Raw genomic sequence first — 18,971 nt, forward strand, 5'->3', positions numbered from 1 at the left:
AGGTGGTGGAGAAGGATTGAAATAATTTCTTATTGAAGGAGGAAAAACTGTTTCCCGCTAAAAAAAGGAAGAATAAATTTTCCCTTCCAACCCTTTTAAGAAATGAGGTGTCACTTAAGGGCAACAGAAGAATTAATCTTTATTGCAAAAAGGGAAAAAATGATTAGCTTTGGCAAATGCTTCTTTTTACATGTTTTTAGCGTGATTATTTAAGCTTTTAAGCAAGATATTACTTGCAGCTCTTGATTTTTACTTATTAATAATTGCTTGTATAAACTGAAGATTTTTTCCAGCAAACCATAGGCTGGTTACCCTTTTAATTTAAAAAGTGCTATTATTGACTTTAGATTAATAATATTCTGTATTCTAATTATTTTTCAAACAAAACAATTATTACATGAAGAGGATTTTACTCATTAGTTTCGTGCTAATGTCCTCGCTGATTAGCGAGGCGTTTGCACAGAGAACGGTAACGGGTACTGTGACCTCCGGCGTGGACGGTACAGGTCTTCCCGGTGTTGCCGTACGCGTGCAGGGAACTACTACAGGTGTAACAACCAATTTTGACGGTGAATACCGTTTAGAGGTTCCGGAAGGACATGACGTCCTTGTTTTTTCATTTGTAGGCTTTAACACTGAAGAAGTAGCCATCGGCAACCGCTCCGTAATTGACGTAGTACTGATGGAAGATGTGAAACAACTGCAGGAAGTGGTAGTAACCGCTCTCGGTATTGAGAAAAGTAAAAATGAACTTTCCTATGCAGCCCAAACGGTAGATGCGGAAGCAATTTCTCAAACCCGTGAAACCAACTTTGTGAACTCACTTTCCGGCCGCGTGGCAGGTTTGAATATCAAGAGAAGTAATACCATGGGTGGTTCAACCAACGTAATTATCCGCGGTACCACTTCATTGACCGGTAACAACCAGGCACTTTTTGTGGTAGATGGTGTGCCGATCAATAATGATATTTCAAATACTTCTAGTCAGATGACCGGCCGCGGTGGATTTGACTATGGTAACCCGGCTGCCGATATCAACCCGGATAACATTGCATCTGTTACTGTACTGAAAGGTGCTGCTGCAACTGTGTTATATGGTTCCCGTGCAGCTAACGGGGTAATTATGATAACAACTAAAAAAGGTACAGAAGGACTTGGTGTAGTAGTGAACTCAGGTATCACTACCGGTTCTATAGATGAGAGCACCTTCCCAACTTACCAGAACCGCTACGGAGCGGGTTACTATCCATGGTTCGAGGGTGGTTATTTCCTGTTAAGAGATATTGACGGAGATGGGGAACAGGATAGAGTGATCAGTTTCGACAGCGATGCCTCTTACGGTGCGGAATTTAATCCTAACCTTCTGGTGTACCACTGGGATGCTTTCGATCCTGCTTCGCCAAACTTTATGACTAAACGTCCTTATGTAGCTGCAGAGAATGGGGCCCTTGCCTTCTATGAAACTCCTTACACCTACAACAATAGCATATTTATTGATGGTGGAAATGAAAAGGGTACTTTTAAATTAGGCTATACCCGAGTAGATGAAATCGGTATTCTGCCAAACAGTGAGATTGACAAAAACCTAGTAACATTTGGGGCTACCTATAACGTTACAGAAGATTTAACTGCTAATGCCTCCATTAACTATACCAATACCGAAGGCTTAGGTCGTTATGGAACAGGTTATGACTCAAGAAACCCTAACCAGTCGTTCCGCCAGTGGTGGCAGACAAACGTAGATGTTGTGGATTTGAGAGATGCTTACTTCCGCAACCGCCAGAATATTACCTGGAACTGGTACGGTCCAGAGAGACTTGAGCCGATTTATATGGACAACCCTTACTGGACCCGCTATGAGAACTTCCAGAATGACGAGCGCAATCGCTACTTCGGTAAAGTAGGTTTGACTTATGATGTAGCTGAGTGGTTCAACATTCTTGCCCGTGCTTCTGCCGATAGCTACAGCGAAATTCAGGAAGAAAGAATAGCAGTAGGTAGTGTGGATGTACCTATGTACATGCGCTTTAACAGAGACTTTATCGAAACCAATTACGACCTGATTGGTAACTTTAATCGCGAATTAAGTGAAGATTTCAGCATAGATGGTTTGATTGGTACCAACTACCGTACCACCCGACAAGCTTCTATCAGAGCGGAAACGAATGGTGGACTACAGGTGCCAGACCTGTTTGCACTGAATAATTCTGCGAACCCAATTGAAGCTCCAGTGGAAGTTGAGGAGAATGTAAGAGTGATTGGCGTTTTTGCACAGGCAGGCATTGGTTTCCAGGAGACTATCTTCCTCGAAGGTGCCATCCGTCGCGATGTTTCTTCAACACTTCCTGCAGGAGAAAATGCATTCTACTACCCATCAATTTCTACAAGCTTTGTATTCTCTGAGCTGGTTGAGCCAAACGCCATCTTTACGTATGGTAAATTACGTGCCAACTATGCAGAGGTAGGTAATGGTGCGCCTGCTTATGCCTTAAGAGATCCTTATATTCTGAATACACCTTTTAATGGTGTGCCAGTTGCTACGCTGCCTTCTACAAAGTTCAATCCAAATCTGAAGCCAGAACGTACCAAGAGCTGGGAAGTAGGCTTGGAATCATCCTTCCTTGACGGCCGTGTAGGTGTAGATGCCTCTTACTATTACATGAATTCAGTAGACCAGATCTTCCGACTTCCTGTTTCATCATCTACAGGTAACTATTACCGTTACATCAATGCTGGTAGCGTAGTGAACAGAGGATTGGAAGTACAATTCTTCGCTACTCCTGTTCGTACTGATGACTTCAGCTGGACTGCTACCTTAAACTGGGCCAGAAACCGCAACGTGGTAGAAAGTATTTATACCGATGAGGAAGGAAATGAAATCCAGAACCTTCTTTTAGCTGACCCTCAGGGTGGTATTACCATTAACGCTGCTTTGGGCGAGCCTTATGGTACTATTCGTGGTACCAACTTCGTATATAACGATCTTGGACAGAAAATTGTAGGAGAAGATGGCTTCTACCTGCAGAGCGAATCGGCCAATGAAGTAATTGGCGACGCCAACCCTGATTGGACCGGAGGTCTTTCTAACAGCCTGCGTTACAAGAATTTCGAGCTGGACTTCCTGATTGACATGCAGAGAGGTGGCGATATATGGTCACTGGACCTGTACTATGGTATGGGAACCGGACTTTATCCTGAGACTGCCGGCCTGAATGATTTGGGTAACCCGGTTCGTGACCGTGTAGCAGATGGCGGTGGTGTACTCCTTGAAGGTGTAAATGAAGATGGAGAACCAAACACTGTAAGAGCCGAAGCTTACTATTATGGTAACCCATTTGGCTGGGCAGGTGCTCCAAATGCACAGTTTATCTATGATGCCAGCTATATCAAGCTGCGTTCCGCTTCCTTAACTTATAAATTACCAGAAGGAATCGTTGAAAGAGCCGGAGGCGTAATTAAGTCAGCTGATATTTCCCTGATAGGTACCAACTTGTGGATTATTGATAAGAACCTTCCTTATGCCGATCCTGAAGCTGGTTTAAGTGCCGGTAACATCCAGGGCTACCAGAGTGGGGTTTACCCAACGGTTAGAAGCTATGGTTTCAATGTTAAACTGCAATTTTAATTAGCAATTACAATGAAGAAAATATTTTTATCATGCCTTTTAGCGGCAGGCTTGGCTTCTTGCGAAGATATAACCGAGCTTAATAATGACCCCAAAGCAACGACTGAGGCGCCATATACCGCTGTGTTTACCAGTGCTGAAATAGCACTGGCAGACGTAATGACCAGTACCAACGTTAACCTGAACGTTTTCAGACTTTACTCACAGCAGTGGACGCAGGTAACCTATATTGATGAGAGTAACTATAATCTTACCAGTCGTGCCATTCCGGATAATTTCTGGGATGAGGTGTATACCGATGTACTGAGAGACCTTGCGGAAGCAGATGTTTTGATTGATGCTGTGCCTGATGTTGTTTTAGGTGCCGAGCAGAGAGCTAATGAGGAAGCTGCTATTGAGGTGCTTTCTGTATATGCCTGGGCCACCCTTATTCAGGTTTATGGTGATGTTCCTTACGAGGAGGCACTGAATGTAGAGAACTTACTGCCAGCTTATACGGAGGCTGAAGTAATTCACGCAGATTTAATTACCCGCCTGAATGATGCTATTGCAGCTCTTGAGGCAGGTGTTGGTGCACCAACTTTTCCAAACTCTGACTTGATTTATGGCGGCGACACTGAAATGTGGCTTCGTTTTGCAAACTCTCTGAAGTTAAAGCTCGGGATTCTGGTAGCTGACTCTAATCCTTCACTTGCTCAGGAGGTTATTGGCTCAATCGATACAGACATGCTAATTACAGCAAATGTATTCAATGCCAACTTCGACTACCTGTCTGCCCCTCCTTATACCAACCCGGTGTGGGTAGACCTGGTACAAAGCGGACGTAATGACTATGTACCTTCTGCAACTATCGTTGACCTGATGAACCTGCTGGATGACCCTCGCCGTGATGACTACTTCACGATGTTGAATGGAGAGTTTATAGGTGATGAATATGGTTCAGGTGCAAGTTATGCTAACTTCTCCCATGTTGCGCCTGCCTTAACTGAGCCCACCTACCCAGGTATGCTCATGAGTGCGTCGGAAGTTAACTTTTACCTGGCGGAAGCTGCTGCACGCTGGAGCGGAATTGTTCCGGCACCTGCAGAAGCATACTATGAAGCGGGTATCATGACATCCATGCTTCAGTACGGCAATACGGTTGAAATGGCCGAATTGTATATGGATCAGCCCCTCGTTGAGTACAATAATGATAACTGGGATGAGCTGATTGGCGTGCAGTCATACATTGCTGCTTATAACAGAGGTCTGGTAGCCTGGACAAACTGGAGAAGACTTGACTTCCCGCTCTTCGACCCTCCTGGAGATCTGGCTTACGAAGATATCCCTGTGCGTTTCCTTTATCCTGTTGGCGAGCAAAACCTGAACACTGCTAACTATGAAGCAGCAGTTTCTGGTCTTGAGGATGGAGACACGCAGACTTCTAATCTGTTCTTCGATGTAGACTAATCGAAAAAATTTAAAAAAGAGAAAATGAAAAATAAACTATCGATATTTTTATTAGGCTTAATTGCTGCTTTCACCTTTGCAGCCTGCGAAGAAGAAGCACCGGTTTTTGACGGACCCTATCGTTTAATTTTCTTAGGACCGCAGGAAGTAGTGCCAGGGGAAACAGCTGTATATTCCATTGGCGATATGGTTGATGCAGAAGCATACACCTGGACAGTGGAAGGGCCTGCAGCGATTGTAGGCGATGCCACAGGCACAACTGTAGAAGTTGAATTTCTGGGTGTAGGCGATGTAGTTCTGGGAGCTTCTAACGGTACCATATCTGGTACGTATGAAGTAGCTGTTGCAGGTGTTGAGCCTGCAGTTACTGCTTCCCTCACCGGTACCGGTGTTTTGGCAAATGAAATGTCTGATACGGTATTCTTTGCCTTTGATGCTCCGCTTGCGGAGGATCCGAACATTGAAATGGTTACTGAAGAAGGTGCCTTTGTATCTGGTACACTTGGTGAACTTACCGCAATTGACCCTCAGAATTATTTTGTAGTTTATACTGCCGGAGAAGGAAATGGTACTCCGGAAGTATTATTGACAGAAATCACTGCTACAGATGAATTTGGAGCAACTACTGTAGACAGCGCGTTCGTTTCCCTTTATCGCGTTGATAACTTCAACCCTATTGTAGATGTGACTTTCTCTGACGATACGGTTATGGCAGGTGAAAATGTAGCAGTAACCGCTAACTTCAATGAGGAAGTAATGAATGCCAACCCTGAAGATAGTGTTCTTTACATCACCTTTACTGTAAACGGTGAGATGATGAGAGATACTTTAGAGGCTACCGCCGACCCACTGGTGTATACATTTGATTATACTGCAGAAGGAGATGGCATAGTGGAAGTAGGCTTTGAAAATATCGCCGACCTTGCCGGAAATGCTGAGCTGGTTGTTGTAAGTGACGACCTTCGGATTGATAATACTGCTCCGGAAATAATTGAAACTGCCACTGGCGCTACTGATGAAGGCGACTATGCAGAAATCACTATTACTTCAACGGAAGCCGGTACAGGAATGTACGTAATTATGGATTCGGCTGCAGAACCTGTTACTAATGCAGAAGAGTTCTCTGCAGCTGAAGGAGTAGCATCCGGCTCTGTTGAGTTACGTGCAGGAGACCTTTTATTCTCCGGTTCAGACGTTGAATCTCTTGAAGCAGGTGATTACACTGTATATTACATGGTGATGGATATGGCCGGTAATACGAGCAGCATCACTTCATCAGCCCTAATAATGGACTAAATGGTATTGAAGCAGGAGTAAACTACTTCCTGCCGAAATATAAGTTCTTGAAAAGAAGCCTCTCCATTTTGGAGAGGCTTCTTTGTTTTGTAGGTAGCTAGCTAATAAAAGCTGAAGCCCCTTAAAGGCCTTAAAACCCTACTTATGTAAAATTAATACCAGAGGGAGGATGATCTCTGGTCCAAAGGCTTCCGGCCCCTTTTTTATTGGAAGAACTGCCCCTGTAACCTTATCCCGGAGTGGAATTTCCTCCTGAGCCCTGTACCAGCTATTGAATCCCCTTTGCTCGATTTTGGCCTACTGTTACTATTCTGCAAGGCTGTGTCTGGTGAATACTATACACACATTTTTTGTCATTCCGACGAAGGCGGCCGCCATAGAAATCGCGGAGGAATCTTTCCGCTTCGGCGGTCCGATTAAATAGACAACTCAGTGGGTTATCAACCTTTAAAAGATGCGGTATCGGCCACGGTCGGCCGCTGCCGTCCGGCTCCTTAGGCCGGCATAACATCTAATTTTGATTCATCAGACACAGCCTAGGTAAACATTGTTTGTCCAGGTATTTTCTTTATGCCAGAAGAAACATGGAGAAGGAGGCAATGCTTTATTTTGAAAAACAATGCGGGCGTAGAGGTGAAGTACAGTTTCTGCCCATTCCAATAGCCATAGTAGAGTTATTATGGGGGAACAGGAGGGGCAAGGAGTAAATCTTTCGTCGCGCTGCCGGCACTTTTCCTTTTGCTCCCATCCAAGACAAGAGAATCAAAAGAGTGAGGCTAAATGAAATGGAGAAGGAGGATTTCCATGCTTAGGGAATAGGGAAAGGAGCTTTTGGCTTAACTGCTGGAATACACCTGTAGTCCCTGTACGTTTTACAATAGTACAGGAGCAGCCATTCTCTGCTCTCTGCACAGGCTGCATCCTTTATTTTGTTTCTTCCAGTTTAGAGTTTTACCAGTTTTCTGGTTTTTCAGTAGTGGAATTTTCCATTAATCTGCAGTCATCAGGATAAACAAACGGAGGCTTATAATAGGGAATTTCATCAAAGGTTAAGGTAATATCCCTTCGGGAGACACCAGCCGCATCAAAAATCCCTAATACCTGCTCTCCTTCATCGTCTATATTAAAAATATTACCTTTTGCTTCAGACGGAGGAGGATCGAAAATCCCACCTGTACTTTCGCTTTGCTCCTTTATTACTTTAAAGAAATTAAAAGCTTCTTCAGTTGTAGAGTATTGGTATAGCTGAAGCTTATACTTATAGTTGAGGTACTTTTCAAACGGAATAAAAAACACCTCCTGGGCAATTACCTTTTTACCATCTGATAAGCGATCGTTATTGACAGGAAGGAGCTCACCTTCTTCTTCAATATAACATATTGAACAACATTTTTTTGGATCCGGGCGAGGGCAGCCGAGACAGGAAGTTTCAACATAATCCCATGGCTGGGTATGCACCTCAAATTCACTGTTGTAAGACCAGCGATAAAAGTTATCCTCTTCTTCCGGGTCCACATAATCTACAAGAACCCGGTAGCCTGGCTTTAATTCTTTTTCTTTCTTCCCTTTTTCAGCCACCCACACTTCGGCATATTCAAAATAAACAGAATCAATTTTAACGGGAGGCTGAATGGTAACAGGATTAGATTGATACTTTTTTCCTTCGTTCTCAATATGAAGGGTATAAGTGCCGCCTGTTTCTCCTTTGGCTTCACCTACTGGCAGGTAGTATCCGTTATCAATATGCCTGAACGGAAAGAATTCCCCTTCCTTGCTTGTTATGTAAACAGTAGCCTGCTCAACAAAGATATTGTAGGGGTAGTCGTAGGGGCTGGATTTCGACAGTTTTACATAATTAATACTTGCCTCATTAGTGAATTTTGCCTCTACCACAAGGTGTTGGGTCTGCCCATCGAATTTAAAATCAATAGGATCGATGCACCCAGACAGAAAGATCAATAGCAGGTAGAAGAAGGTGGTGTATTTTCTCATTAAAATTTGATGTTAAAGCTAAGGGAAGGAACCGCCACGCCTATTACAGATAACTTATAAGCCCCGGGAGGCCTGCCATATTGATGCCTGAAGAGGGTGGAGTAAGCATTTCTTCGGAAGTAAAGGTTATAAACCGACAGGCTCCAGCTGGTCTGAATCTTCTTCGCCGGGTCTGGATTATAGTTGATGGAAAGGTCGAGGCGGTGGTAAGCCGGCATCCGCTCCTGGTTGCGGCCGGGATAGTTAGCAAATATTTTTCCGTAATAGCGATACCATGAGTCAGAAGCAGTAATAGGACGCCCGGTGCTGTAATTAAAGTTGGCAGAAAAGGTCCATCTCGGCGCAGGGAACTGATAGTTCATAAACAGATTAAGGTTGATGGGCTTATCGAAATTTGAAGGGTACTTTAATCCGTTATTAATAGTTTCTTCTTTGGTTTCTCCGGCGATAGTACGGAAGGACCTTGAGTAGCTCAGGCTTAACCAGCCTGTAACTTTCCCTTCGTTCTTTTTCACGAGCCATTCCGAACCATAAGCAGTGCCCTCACCGAACAACAAATCAGCCTCCAGCGTAGGGTTTAATAAAATTTTCGCTCCATCTTTATAATCCAGCTGGTTTTGAAGCCACTTATAATATATCTCCCAGCTAAATTCAAGGGAATTATCTGGTTTAACCAGGAAGTACCCTATGGAAAGCTGATCAGAAACCTGGGGCAGAATATGTTTGTTAGACAGCTTCCATACATCTACAGGAGTAATCGCAGCAGTATTTGAAATTAGCTGTATATATTGGCGGGTACGGCTGTAACCGGCTTTTAATGAACTAATACTATTTAAGGAGTACTTTAACGACGCCCGAGGCTCCAGGCCCTGGTAGGTTTGGGCAGCTTCTCCATCGGCATAGGAGAGGGTATCGGTAATGGAGGTTTCGCTCCTGGGCTTTCCTTCTTCGAAGATATAAACATCTGCTGGGCCTGTTTTTATGAAAAAGGAGTACCGGAGACCCAAGGCCAGCGAAATGGTTTCATTAAAAGTAATCTCATTATTAAGGTAGGAAAAAAGCTCTCTTCCTTCATCGCGTTGGAGTTCTAGCGGTTTAAAGCTGGAGGTTCCGTAAACCTCCAGAATGCCCGGCTGAATTTTGTAATCCGCTATTCCTCCCCCAAAATCAATTACCTGGTTCTGCAGGGCCAGGTAATTAAAGTCTGCCTTTAAACCGGTATAGTCTATGCCAGAATTTAGTATAAATTCCTCGCCCGTAGCAATGCCTTCTACATTGTTTTGGTAAACACTTTTGGCAAGACTGAGGGAACTGCTCAGGGCTGGGTTAAAAATATGATTCCACCTAAGGCTCCCCAGCATATTACTCCAGCTGTAAACGGTATCATACGGAAACTTGAATCCATCTTTACTGTAATAGGATGATAGCTCAAGGGAATTGTTTAAGTTAATTTCCTGCCTGAACTTCATATTTATGTCGTAAAAATAGCCGGAGCTGTTTTTTACGTCTTCATTCGGGAAGAGCCTCAGGATGTAATCAGGGTAAGCAGCACGTCCTGCCACTAAAATGCTGCTGCTCTTACCTACTGGGCCATCAAAACCAATCTTTGCTGATACCGGAGAAAGCCCGGCATAAAACTTTAATGCCTCTTTGTTTCCATCCTTTATACTTACATCGAGTATGGAGGAGATCCGGCCGCCGTACTGTGCAGATATTCCACTTCTGTGGAGGGTGTAGCTGCTAAGTACATCCGGGTTATATACCGAGAAAAAGCCAAACAGGTGGGCTGAATTAAAAACAGGGGCATCATCCAGTAAAATCAGGTTTTGGTCCGCACTACCACCACGAACATAAAAACCAGCAGTTCCTTCACCTGCACTTGCTACCCCGGGAAGGGTGGTAATGGAGCGGATTACGTCTACCTCACCTAAAAAAGAAGGCATCTTTCGAAGGGTTTTTACATCAAGGTAAGAGCTCCCCATAGTTACAGCGTTCACATCCATACTGGGTTCGGCAGTTACTACTACTTCTTCAAGGCTTAACTCACCAGATTCCAGAACAATGGCCAGTTGGACATCATTATCCAGTTTTACTTCCCGCCGGTACTTTTTCATGCTTAAATACTGGCTTTCTATCTGGTAAAGGCCAGCTTTCAGGGGTATACTAAATTTGCCTTCAAAATCTGTTACGGCAGTTTTATTCCCGGGGCTTATGCGGATGTAAGCTCCAACCAATGGTTCTCCCCTTGTATCTGTAACTGTACCGGAAAGAGTATGAAAAGCAGGCGTCTGGGCAGCTTCTGCCATTATCTGGTTCCATAAGCAGGTGAGAAGTAGGAAAAATAAGAGAACAGTTTTCTGCTTCAGCATAATCGGCAGGGAGAAGAATAATAACTACAGGAAAAAACGAATAAGTATGCCAAGATAGGTAGTTTAAGTGAAGGATTGCTAAATATTTACACATATGGTTAAAACCTGAAATGAACGGTTTGAATAGAAAAAATGAACTGTTTGGATATTGTTGAGACGGAAGTAAAGCGAGGATGAACTAAATGGTAATAGTCAGGAGTTCTAGCCTAAAGAGGAGCTAAAAGGGAAGCTATTTTATATATTATATAATAAAAACACCTAAAAGGTTGCTGGATTATCTGGAGGATAATAATTAAATAGTATATTTAAAGTCAAAAATTCAAAAATGCGGAATTTATTATTGCTCTCCTTTCTCCTGTTAGCGGCTGCTTGTGTGCAGGTAAAAAATAAAATGACAATAGACGAACAAATAAGCGCTGAGTTAGGTGAAGGAAGACAAAGTCTGCCAAGCCCGGCAGGCTCGTATACTCTTTTTTTGAGTGCAGATACTTTATCTGAAGCCGATAAGCTGGTGAAGCTGATGGTTGTTGAACACAAGGAAGAAAAAATTATTCTTCAGGATACCCTGGCTAATGTAAATTTAAGCTGGTTCTCCAATAATGAAATATTAGTGGAACAACGATTAGGAATTGTGCAGCCCAATACTTCTGCTAACGGCATACGCCGTTTTGTCCTGAATGTCGAAAATGGACAAAGACGCCCTTTGCCCGAGAATAAAAAGTTACAACAATAAAAATGAGTATGAAGAAAAAGTTACTCTATGGAGGTGGTATACTGCTGTCTGGCCTGATGGCAGCAGCCCTACTGCTCCAGTTGAACACAGTAGCTGTTCCTGTGGAAAATTTGCAGGAGGTAACAGAGAAAACTTCATGGACTCCCCTGGAACTCTTTCAGAAAGAAATGAAAGAGAAGGGGCTTCGAAAAAGTGCAGCTGGCTATGCAAAGGCGGATAAGCCGGATGAATATACAAAGTTTCATCAGGCCATCCGTACGAGGTGGGGAGAAGAGGCCCCTGCTTATAAGCCTGGCTACCGCTATACCGAACTACAAAGGGCAAAACAAAGTCGTAGATTTAGTTCTCATAATGCACGTACTTCTCCTCTAGAATGGGTAGAGCGTGGACCGGCCAACGTACCAGGACGCACCCGGGCGATACTGGTGCTGCCCGGAGATCCGGACAAAAATACCTGGTTGGCTGGTTCCGTAGCCGGAGGGATTTGGAAAACGGAAGATGGAGGAGAGAGCTGGAGCTCCCTGACCCCAGAGCTTGCTAATATGGCTACCACCACTCTGGTAAGTTCCAAAGCGAATCCAGATGTTATTTATGCCGGCACAGGTGAATCTTTTGCCGGGTATAATGGTGTAAATGGTGATGGTATTTTTAAATCTGTTGATGGAGGAACTACCTGGAACCAACTGGGTTCAACTGCAAACAATGATAACTTCAGGAACATTAATCGCATTATTGTAGATCAGGCAAATGAGAATGAACTGTTAGCAATAACCAGTCCCAGTTATTGGGGAAACGGCGGGCCAAATTCAAAAATCATGAAATCGGCCGATGGCGGTCAGAGTTGGAAGAAGGTGTATGAGGCGAATAGTGCCATAGAGCATATTATAGCTCACCCCGATAATTTTGCTGTGCAGTATGCAAGTATAAATGGGGTAGGAGTCATCAAATCTAAAGACAGGGGTGAAACATGGGCAGCAACAGGTGCATTAACAACTGAAGGAAGGATTGAACTGGCAATTGCCCCATCGAATCCCAACAGATTGTATGCATTAACTGTAGGAAGTGCCTCTGGTACAGGAAGTGATTTGTTTACATCTGCTGATGCGGGGGCCAGCTGGGAATTAGTGGTCTCTTTAGCAGGAGAGACTGAGTATGATTACCTGGGAGGGCAGGGTTGGTATGACAATACCATTGCCGTTAACCCTTACAATGATAAAGAAGCCTATCTTGGCGGGGTAAATTTATTTCGGGTGCAGCTCGGTGCAGCGGGTAAAACTGAGCCAGCATTTCTGGGAGTCAGAGAGGAAAATACTGATTCATTTCTTTCATTTGTGAATTTCGGACAAAAGTATTTTGGTGGAGCCCTGCAGGTAAATGAAAATCTTCCTTCCTCCGAAATAGGCACTGTTGAGGTACGGTTTGGCTCAGGTAGGAAGCAGAAGGCGCACCGATTTACTGTTCCACAGGATGGAGGTTCAAATTCAGATGGAGGGGCCGGTATCCCTGATAGTGAATATACTTACCAGGATTATGTTGAAGTACCATTCCAGGTTTGGGACATTACCCATAATCGACAGTTAATGGTTTCTTTCAGGGACCAGGAAAGAGATGGTAAATTTAATCTGAAGGACCGGCAATATAGCGATGAGCAGATGTTAGATAACCGGGAGTACCTGTACATACATGCTGAACCATATGCTGAGACAGCGCATGCTCAAATTGCTATGGAAGGAGGTCAGGTGAAGCACTTAATGTATTTTACATGGCCCACTCTAACTGAAGGAAGCCAGTGGAACCCAACTGCATTGCCTGATTCAAAGCTGGTATTGGAATATGGTGAAAAAGAAGGGAGAGACAGGACAGTAACAATTGTAGCCGATGCTTACGGAACCCTCGATGGGCCTAATGGCTTTAGCCAGCAAACGAATCAGTCACAAATAAGTGGCTTGCATCCGGATCATCATAATATAACCATGGTGCCTGTTAATGAATTAAGTAAAACATTTAAAATAATAGTAGGAAACGATGGGGGAGTGTATGTTTCCAATGTCAGCTCATCGCCCGGAATAAATGATGGGGACTGGACCTTTGCAGGAAATGGCTACAATACCACCCAGTTTTATGGAATTGATAAAATGCCTGGAAAGGATGCCTATATTGGAGGTACACAGGATAATGGAACATGGCGTTCTTCCCCGGATGTATCTGCAGATGCTGGAACAAAATATTTCCGCGCCCTGGGGGGAGATGGTTTTGAGGTAGTTTGGAATTACGACGATCCCAACAAAATGATGGGAACCCTCTATTATAATTCTATATATAGAACGGTAGATGGCGGTAAAAACTGGAGCCTTGCCAACACAGGTATTTCAGATAAAGATGCAGATACAGCCCCTTTTATCACTAAACTTGCCAGTCATAAATCTAAACCCAATGTAGTTTTTGCTGTAGGAAAGGAAGGAGTATGGCGGACTGAGAATTTTGGTGGCGACTGGACAGTGTCTCCAATCAGTGAAAACTGGTTCAGGGCAGGATATGCCTCTTTTCTGGATGTGGAGGTTTCTGAAGCAAATCCAAATGTGGTGTGGGCAGGATTTGGGATGATTGATGGAGTAGCGAATTTACATGTATCGGTTGATGGAGGTAAAACGTTTAAAATGACCAGTAATTTCAGTAATGCAGGAGTGATTACTGGCCTTTATTCCCATCCGACTGAAGATTCAACGGCTTACGCTCTTTTCTCCTATGCCGATTATGCAAAGATTCTTAGAACGACAGATTTAGGAAATAGCTGGCATGATATAAGCGGCTTTGGAGGAGTGCAGGAAAGTACCAATGGTTTTCCTGATGTAGCCGTGTATTCATTACTTGTAATGCCGCATGAGCCAGACAGAATTTGGGCGGGCACGGAAATCGGCCTTGTAGAATCAACAGATGGTGGCAATAGCTGGAGCCTTGCCAATAATGGGCTTCCTAATGTACCGGTGTGGGATATGAAAGTGGTGGATGATCAGGTGGTAATTGGAACCCATGCGAGAGGCATCTGGACGGTTACCTTTCCGGAGATTCCTCCTGTGATTCAAAGCCCTTTAATTAAAATGGTATCTTCCGCGCCAAGTAGAGAAATTCTTATAAATCTTAACCTAAGGTCTCCCTATGACTCATTGAAAGTGGTAGCAAACGGAACAAAGGTAGCTGAATGGAAAGGAACTACTGTGGCTGAAGATTCTTTGTTCCGGCTTAAATACCGCCCAGAAGGAGAAGCAACTGTTAACCTGCGGGCTGTGGGTTACGAAGAAGGGATTGCATATGAGTCAGCCCTTTATTTCTATGAGCCTTTGGTGGTTGGCTCTCCCGTAGCTAGCTATTCAACTGATTTTTCGGAGGAACCCTATGCCTTTAAGGGGAATGGATTTACATTCGAGCTTCCCTCAGGATTCCGTAATACAGCAATGCACAGCAAGCATTTTTATGAAAGAGAAACGGATTATACCGCACAATTTAACCGGCCGGTGATTGTAGATGCCCATAATGCCCTGGTACGTTACAGGGATATTGCTGTTGTTGAAGCAGGGCTTAAGGGGGCTTCCTTTGGAGAAGAAGACTTTAAGGACTATGTGGTGGTAGAAGGAAGTAAAGATGGGATAGTATGGACAGCCCTGGAGCCTGGATATGATGCCTCGCAAAATGCAGATTGGCAGGATGCCGCAAGATTGAGTATGCAGGCAGAACAGACCATGTTTGTGCCCCAGGAAATAGATTTGCACCAGACCTATACCGCGGGAGATACAATTTTAATTCGGTTCCGCTTACATTCTAATGAGAATGGAGTAGCCTATGGCTGGGTTATTGATGATGTGGAAATTCAGGCAAATGAGCCATTAGGCTTCATGGAAAACCTTCTTCTAAGTAAATTTACGGTAGAGGTGTATCCTAATCCGCTGCGGGAAAAGGGAGTACTTCACTGGTACATGCCTGAAGCAGGCCAGGTTTATCTTGAAATAATTGATCTGCAGGGACGCGTGCTGGAAAGCCGCTCCTTAGGCTATAGAAATGAGGGGGAGCATTTAAATGAGTTAACTCTTTCTGAAGTGAAACAGGGCCAGTTGGTTATTGTTAAACTCAGGGATAATAAAGGAAACGAATTCTCTGTAAGAGTGTTTAAAATATAGGTTGCTAATAGAAAATCAGGCATAAAAGCCACCCTCTGAAAAGGGTGGCTTTTATTATTATTATATTCTGTGAAGGAGCTAAATGAAAGGGATTTAAATGGTGTAGGACAGCTATTGAAAATGATTTTGGTGTAAATTGGTTGGGAATCGAAAAAAAATATTGGGCTTGCAGAAAGTTTTTTATTCCACCCTATTTATTTATTGAAAAATGTGCTATCATTGAGTTTAGAAGAATATTCGAAAGCTAATTAAACCAGTTAACAAACAAAAACAGTAATTTATGAAGAGGATTTTACTCATTTGTTTTGTGCTGATGTCTGCGCTGATAAGCGAAGCATGGGCACAAAGAACAGTCACGGGTACGGTTATTTCAGAGACCAGTGAAGAAGGACTCCCTGGTGTGGCCGTACGTGTTAAAGGTACCTCCACGGGGGTTGTAACAAATTTTGATGGAGAATACCGAATTGAAGTGCCTGCAGGACAGGACGTCTTGGTTTTTTCTTTTGTAGGTTTTACTCCTGAGGAAGTAGCCGTTGGTAACCGCTCGGTTATTGATGTAGTCTTAGAGGAAGATGTAAAGACGCTACAGGAAGTAGTAGTAACAGGTTATGGTACTCGTGAGAAAAATGCGTTTACCGGATCTATTGGAACTATAGAAGGTAGTGATATTGAGGCAAAACCGGTTTCCACAGTAGAGCAGGCTCTGCAGGGAAATGTTGCCGGTTTACAGCTGAGCGCTGCTTCTGGTACTCCTGGTTCTACTCAGGATATCCGTATCAGAGGGGTTAGCTCCATTACGGCTGGTAATGAACCGCTTTTTGTAATTGATGGTATCCCAGTAGTAAGTGGTGGAGTAGGTGCCGGAGAGGCTACTGGTAGCTTGGGTATACTCTCTACGCTGAGTGCAAGCGACATTGAAAGCATCTCTGTGTTGAAAGATGCCAGTGCTGCTGCCATATATGGTGCCCGTGCATCGAACGGTGTTATCATTATTACCACGAAAAAAGGACGCATGGGTAAACCTGCCATTACTTTTTCAGCACAGTCTGGCTATGTATCCCGCGCTGTTGATGGCGCCGAAATGCTGAATGCTGAAGAGTGGCATGAGTTGTGGTATGAGTCTTTGGTAAATTCTGAAGCCTTTAACTTTGCTTCAGCTGATGAAGTAATTGCTGCTGGTTACGGGCCAGAGTTTACCGGCTGGGATGGTGAAACAAATACAGACTGGCAGGAGGTTATAACCAATGATAATGCGATGACGCATAACTATAACCTTTCCGCCCGTGGAGGCTCTGAAAGATCAACCTATTATGCATCAGGTGGCTACTTTAGCCAGGATGGGGTAAATATTGGATCTGACTTTGAAAGATTTTCAGGCAAATTAGCATTCACGCAGGAGATTACCGATAAGCTGACCTTCAATACTTCATTATTAGGTTCTTATGTGGTTCAAAACGGACAACTGGAAGGCGCTGCTTACTTTGGCAACCCCGACCTGATGGGCCTTTTTGGTATGCCATTTGACAATCCTTACAACGAAGATGGAACGCCTGCTACCGATATATTCTCTATTGCTTTTAACCCTTTGTATGTGGCACAAAACAGCATTGCCAGAAAAATGCTGTCAAGAGCTTTCAATACAACTTCGATACAGTACCAGATTCTGGATGACCTGAAGTTTACCAGCGAATTGGGTCTTGATTATAATATTACGGAGCAGATAGATTACGATGATCCTTTCTATGGTGATGGTTTTTCTGCCGATGGAGACCCAAGTAATGATGGTTCGTCATACACTTACCTGGTACGTAACTTTAACTGGGTATGGAGAAATATGCTGGATTATACCATCAATATTAACAGTACTCATAAAGTTGACTTAAAAGCAGCTTATGAGGCACAAAAGAACCAGCTTTACTTTATGGGTACAGGTGGTATCGGTATTGGTGGTACTGGCCTGATCTACCCTTCTTCTGTTGGTACACAGGATTATGCTGCAGGTTATACTAACGACTGGGCCATTAACTCAATAGTAGGTATGATCAACTACTCGTACAAAGGAAATATATTCCTCGATGGTACCATCAGAAGAGAAGGTAATTCCAGGTTCTCACCAGATAGCCGCTGGGGTACATTCTACTCAGTAGGTGCATCCTGGGTGCTTTCTGATGAGTCTTTCCTTGAAGGAGCCAGCGACTGGTTAAATACCACAAAAATCAGAGCATCTTATGGTAAAGCCGGTAACGCAAATATTGACCTGAATCAATACCAGACTTTATTGAGTTTTGGTGGTGCCTACAATGGCGGTCCTGCCGCATTGCCAAGCCAGTGGGGAAATCCGCTCTTAACGTGGGAGAATAGTAATTCTCTTGATGTTGGTCTTGATTTTGCTTTGTTTAACAGAATAACCGGTTCAGTAGATTACTTCCAGAGAACTACAAGTGATCTTCTGCTTGATGTGCCACTTTCCAGAACAACGGGTTTTATAGAGCAGACACTGAATGTAGGTGAGATGGAGAACGAAGGATGGGAATTTACCCTGAATACCAACTTATTCCCTGAAGGAAGTGATTTCCAGTGGGAAATTGGCGGAAATTTAACTACTCTGGAAAACGTAGTAACCCTCCTGCCAAAAGATCCAGAAGGAAATGAAATAGGTATCACTTATTCCACCAGAAGAGTTACAGAAGGACTTCCTGTTTGGGCATGGTATATGCCAACATGGGCCGGTGTAGATCCGGCGACTGGTGCTCCGCTTTGGTATGTGGAAGGTAAGAGCGGTGAAACTACTTCTTCTTATCGCGATGCCGGTGAAAGCTTCCAGGGAAGCCCGACGCCAACTCTCTATGGTGGATTAAATAACCGCATCTCGTTTAAAGGAGTTTACCTGAGCGGGCAACTGTACTATTCAACCGGTAATATGGTGTATGACTCATGGGCTTCTTATACAAGATCAGATGGTCGTTCCCTCCTTACAGCCAACCAGTATGCAAGCCAGCTGGACAGATGGCAAAAGCCGGGTGATATCGCTGAAAACCCGGTTAATGTGTACAGAAATACTTCTCAATCAAATGCTACCTCTACAAGACGCTTGTATGATGGCGAATACCTGAGATTAAGAGATGTTACCTTCGGTTACATTCTGCCTGAAAGCCTTACTTCTCCTATTGGATTGGGTAGTGCTCATATTTACGTGAAAGGTACGAACGTATGGACATGGGTAAAGGATGAAAGACTTGAGTTTGACCCTGAAGTGCCATCAGATTCTTTCCTTGATTTGAATGCGCCACCGTTGAAAACTTACTCTCTCGGCCTTAGCGTAACTTTCTAAACTT

At 43.8% G+C, this 18,971-nt stretch carries 8 protein-coding genes; 6 read left to right on the plus strand and 2 right to left on the minus strand.

Annotated features, from left to right (window positions below; genetic code table 11):
* The first annotated feature begins 397 nt into the window (after positions 1–397).
* The 3 genes from F752_RS0108950 to F752_RS0108960 are packed head-to-tail and all read left to right on the plus strand — an operon-like array spanning position 398 to position 6,370.
* Complete coding sequence (locus tag F752_RS0108950; RefSeq protein ID WP_026135622.1) at positions 398–3,625, plus strand: SusC/RagA family TonB-linked outer membrane protein; 3,228 nt, start codon at positions 398–400, stop codon at positions 3,623–3,625.
* Between the two features lie 12 nt (positions 3,626–3,637).
* Entirely contained in the window at positions 3,638–5,074 is a 1,437-nt protein-coding gene (locus F752_RS0108955) for a SusD/RagB family nutrient-binding outer membrane lipoprotein (protein ID WP_017731389.1), read from the plus strand.
* 24 nt (positions 5,075–5,098) lie between these two features.
* The gene (locus F752_RS0108960; protein WP_017731390.1) at positions 5,099–6,370 is read left to right on the plus strand and encodes a hypothetical protein; all 1,272 of its coding nucleotides are present in this window, start codon (positions 5,099–5,101) and stop codon (positions 6,368–6,370) included.
* Positions 6,371–7,321: 951 nt separating this feature from the next.
* On the opposite strand, the gene F752_RS0108975 is transcribed toward F752_RS0108960, so the two are convergent.
* Positions 7,322–8,362 carry a DUF4249 domain-containing protein gene (locus F752_RS0108975; protein WP_017731393.1) on the minus strand — a complete coding sequence of 347 codons (1,041 nt, stop codon included), beginning with the start codon at positions 8,360–8,362 and terminating at the stop codon, positions 7,322–7,324.
* Positions 8,362–10,668 (minus strand): TonB-dependent receptor, encoded by a 2,307-nt coding sequence (locus F752_RS0108980; protein ID WP_017731394.1) that lies wholly within the window; start codon positions 10,666–10,668, stop codon positions 8,362–8,364. Before F752_RS0108980 ends, F752_RS0108975 begins: the two co-directional genes overlap by 1 nt.
* 388 nt (positions 10,669–11,056) lie before the next feature.
* On the opposite strand from F752_RS0108980, the gene F752_RS0108985 reads away from it, so the two are divergent.
* From F752_RS0108985 to F752_RS0108995, 3 genes are all read left to right on the plus strand, one after another.
* The gene (locus F752_RS0108985; RefSeq protein ID WP_017731395.1) at positions 11,057–11,464 is read left to right on the plus strand and encodes a hypothetical protein; all 408 of its coding nucleotides are present in this window, start codon (positions 11,057–11,059) and stop codon (positions 11,462–11,464) included.
* Positions 11,465–11,472: 8 nt separating this feature from the next.
* Positions 11,473–15,636, plus strand: coding sequence for a hypothetical protein (locus tag F752_RS0108990; RefSeq protein ID WP_017731396.1), 4,164 nt, complete (start codon positions 11,473–11,475; stop codon positions 15,634–15,636).
* Between the two features lie 280 nt (positions 15,637–15,916).
* Positions 15,917–18,967 (plus strand): SusC/RagA family TonB-linked outer membrane protein, encoded by a 3,051-nt coding sequence (locus tag F752_RS0108995; protein WP_026135623.1) that lies wholly within the window; start codon positions 15,917–15,919, stop codon positions 18,965–18,967.
* The last annotated feature ends 4 nt before the right edge of the window (positions 18,968–18,971 follow it).

The sequence above is a fragment of the Nafulsella turpanensis ZLM-10 genome (assembly GCF_000346615.1).
GTDB lineage: Bacteria > Bacteroidota > Bacteroidia > Cytophagales > Cyclobacteriaceae > Nafulsella > Nafulsella turpanensis.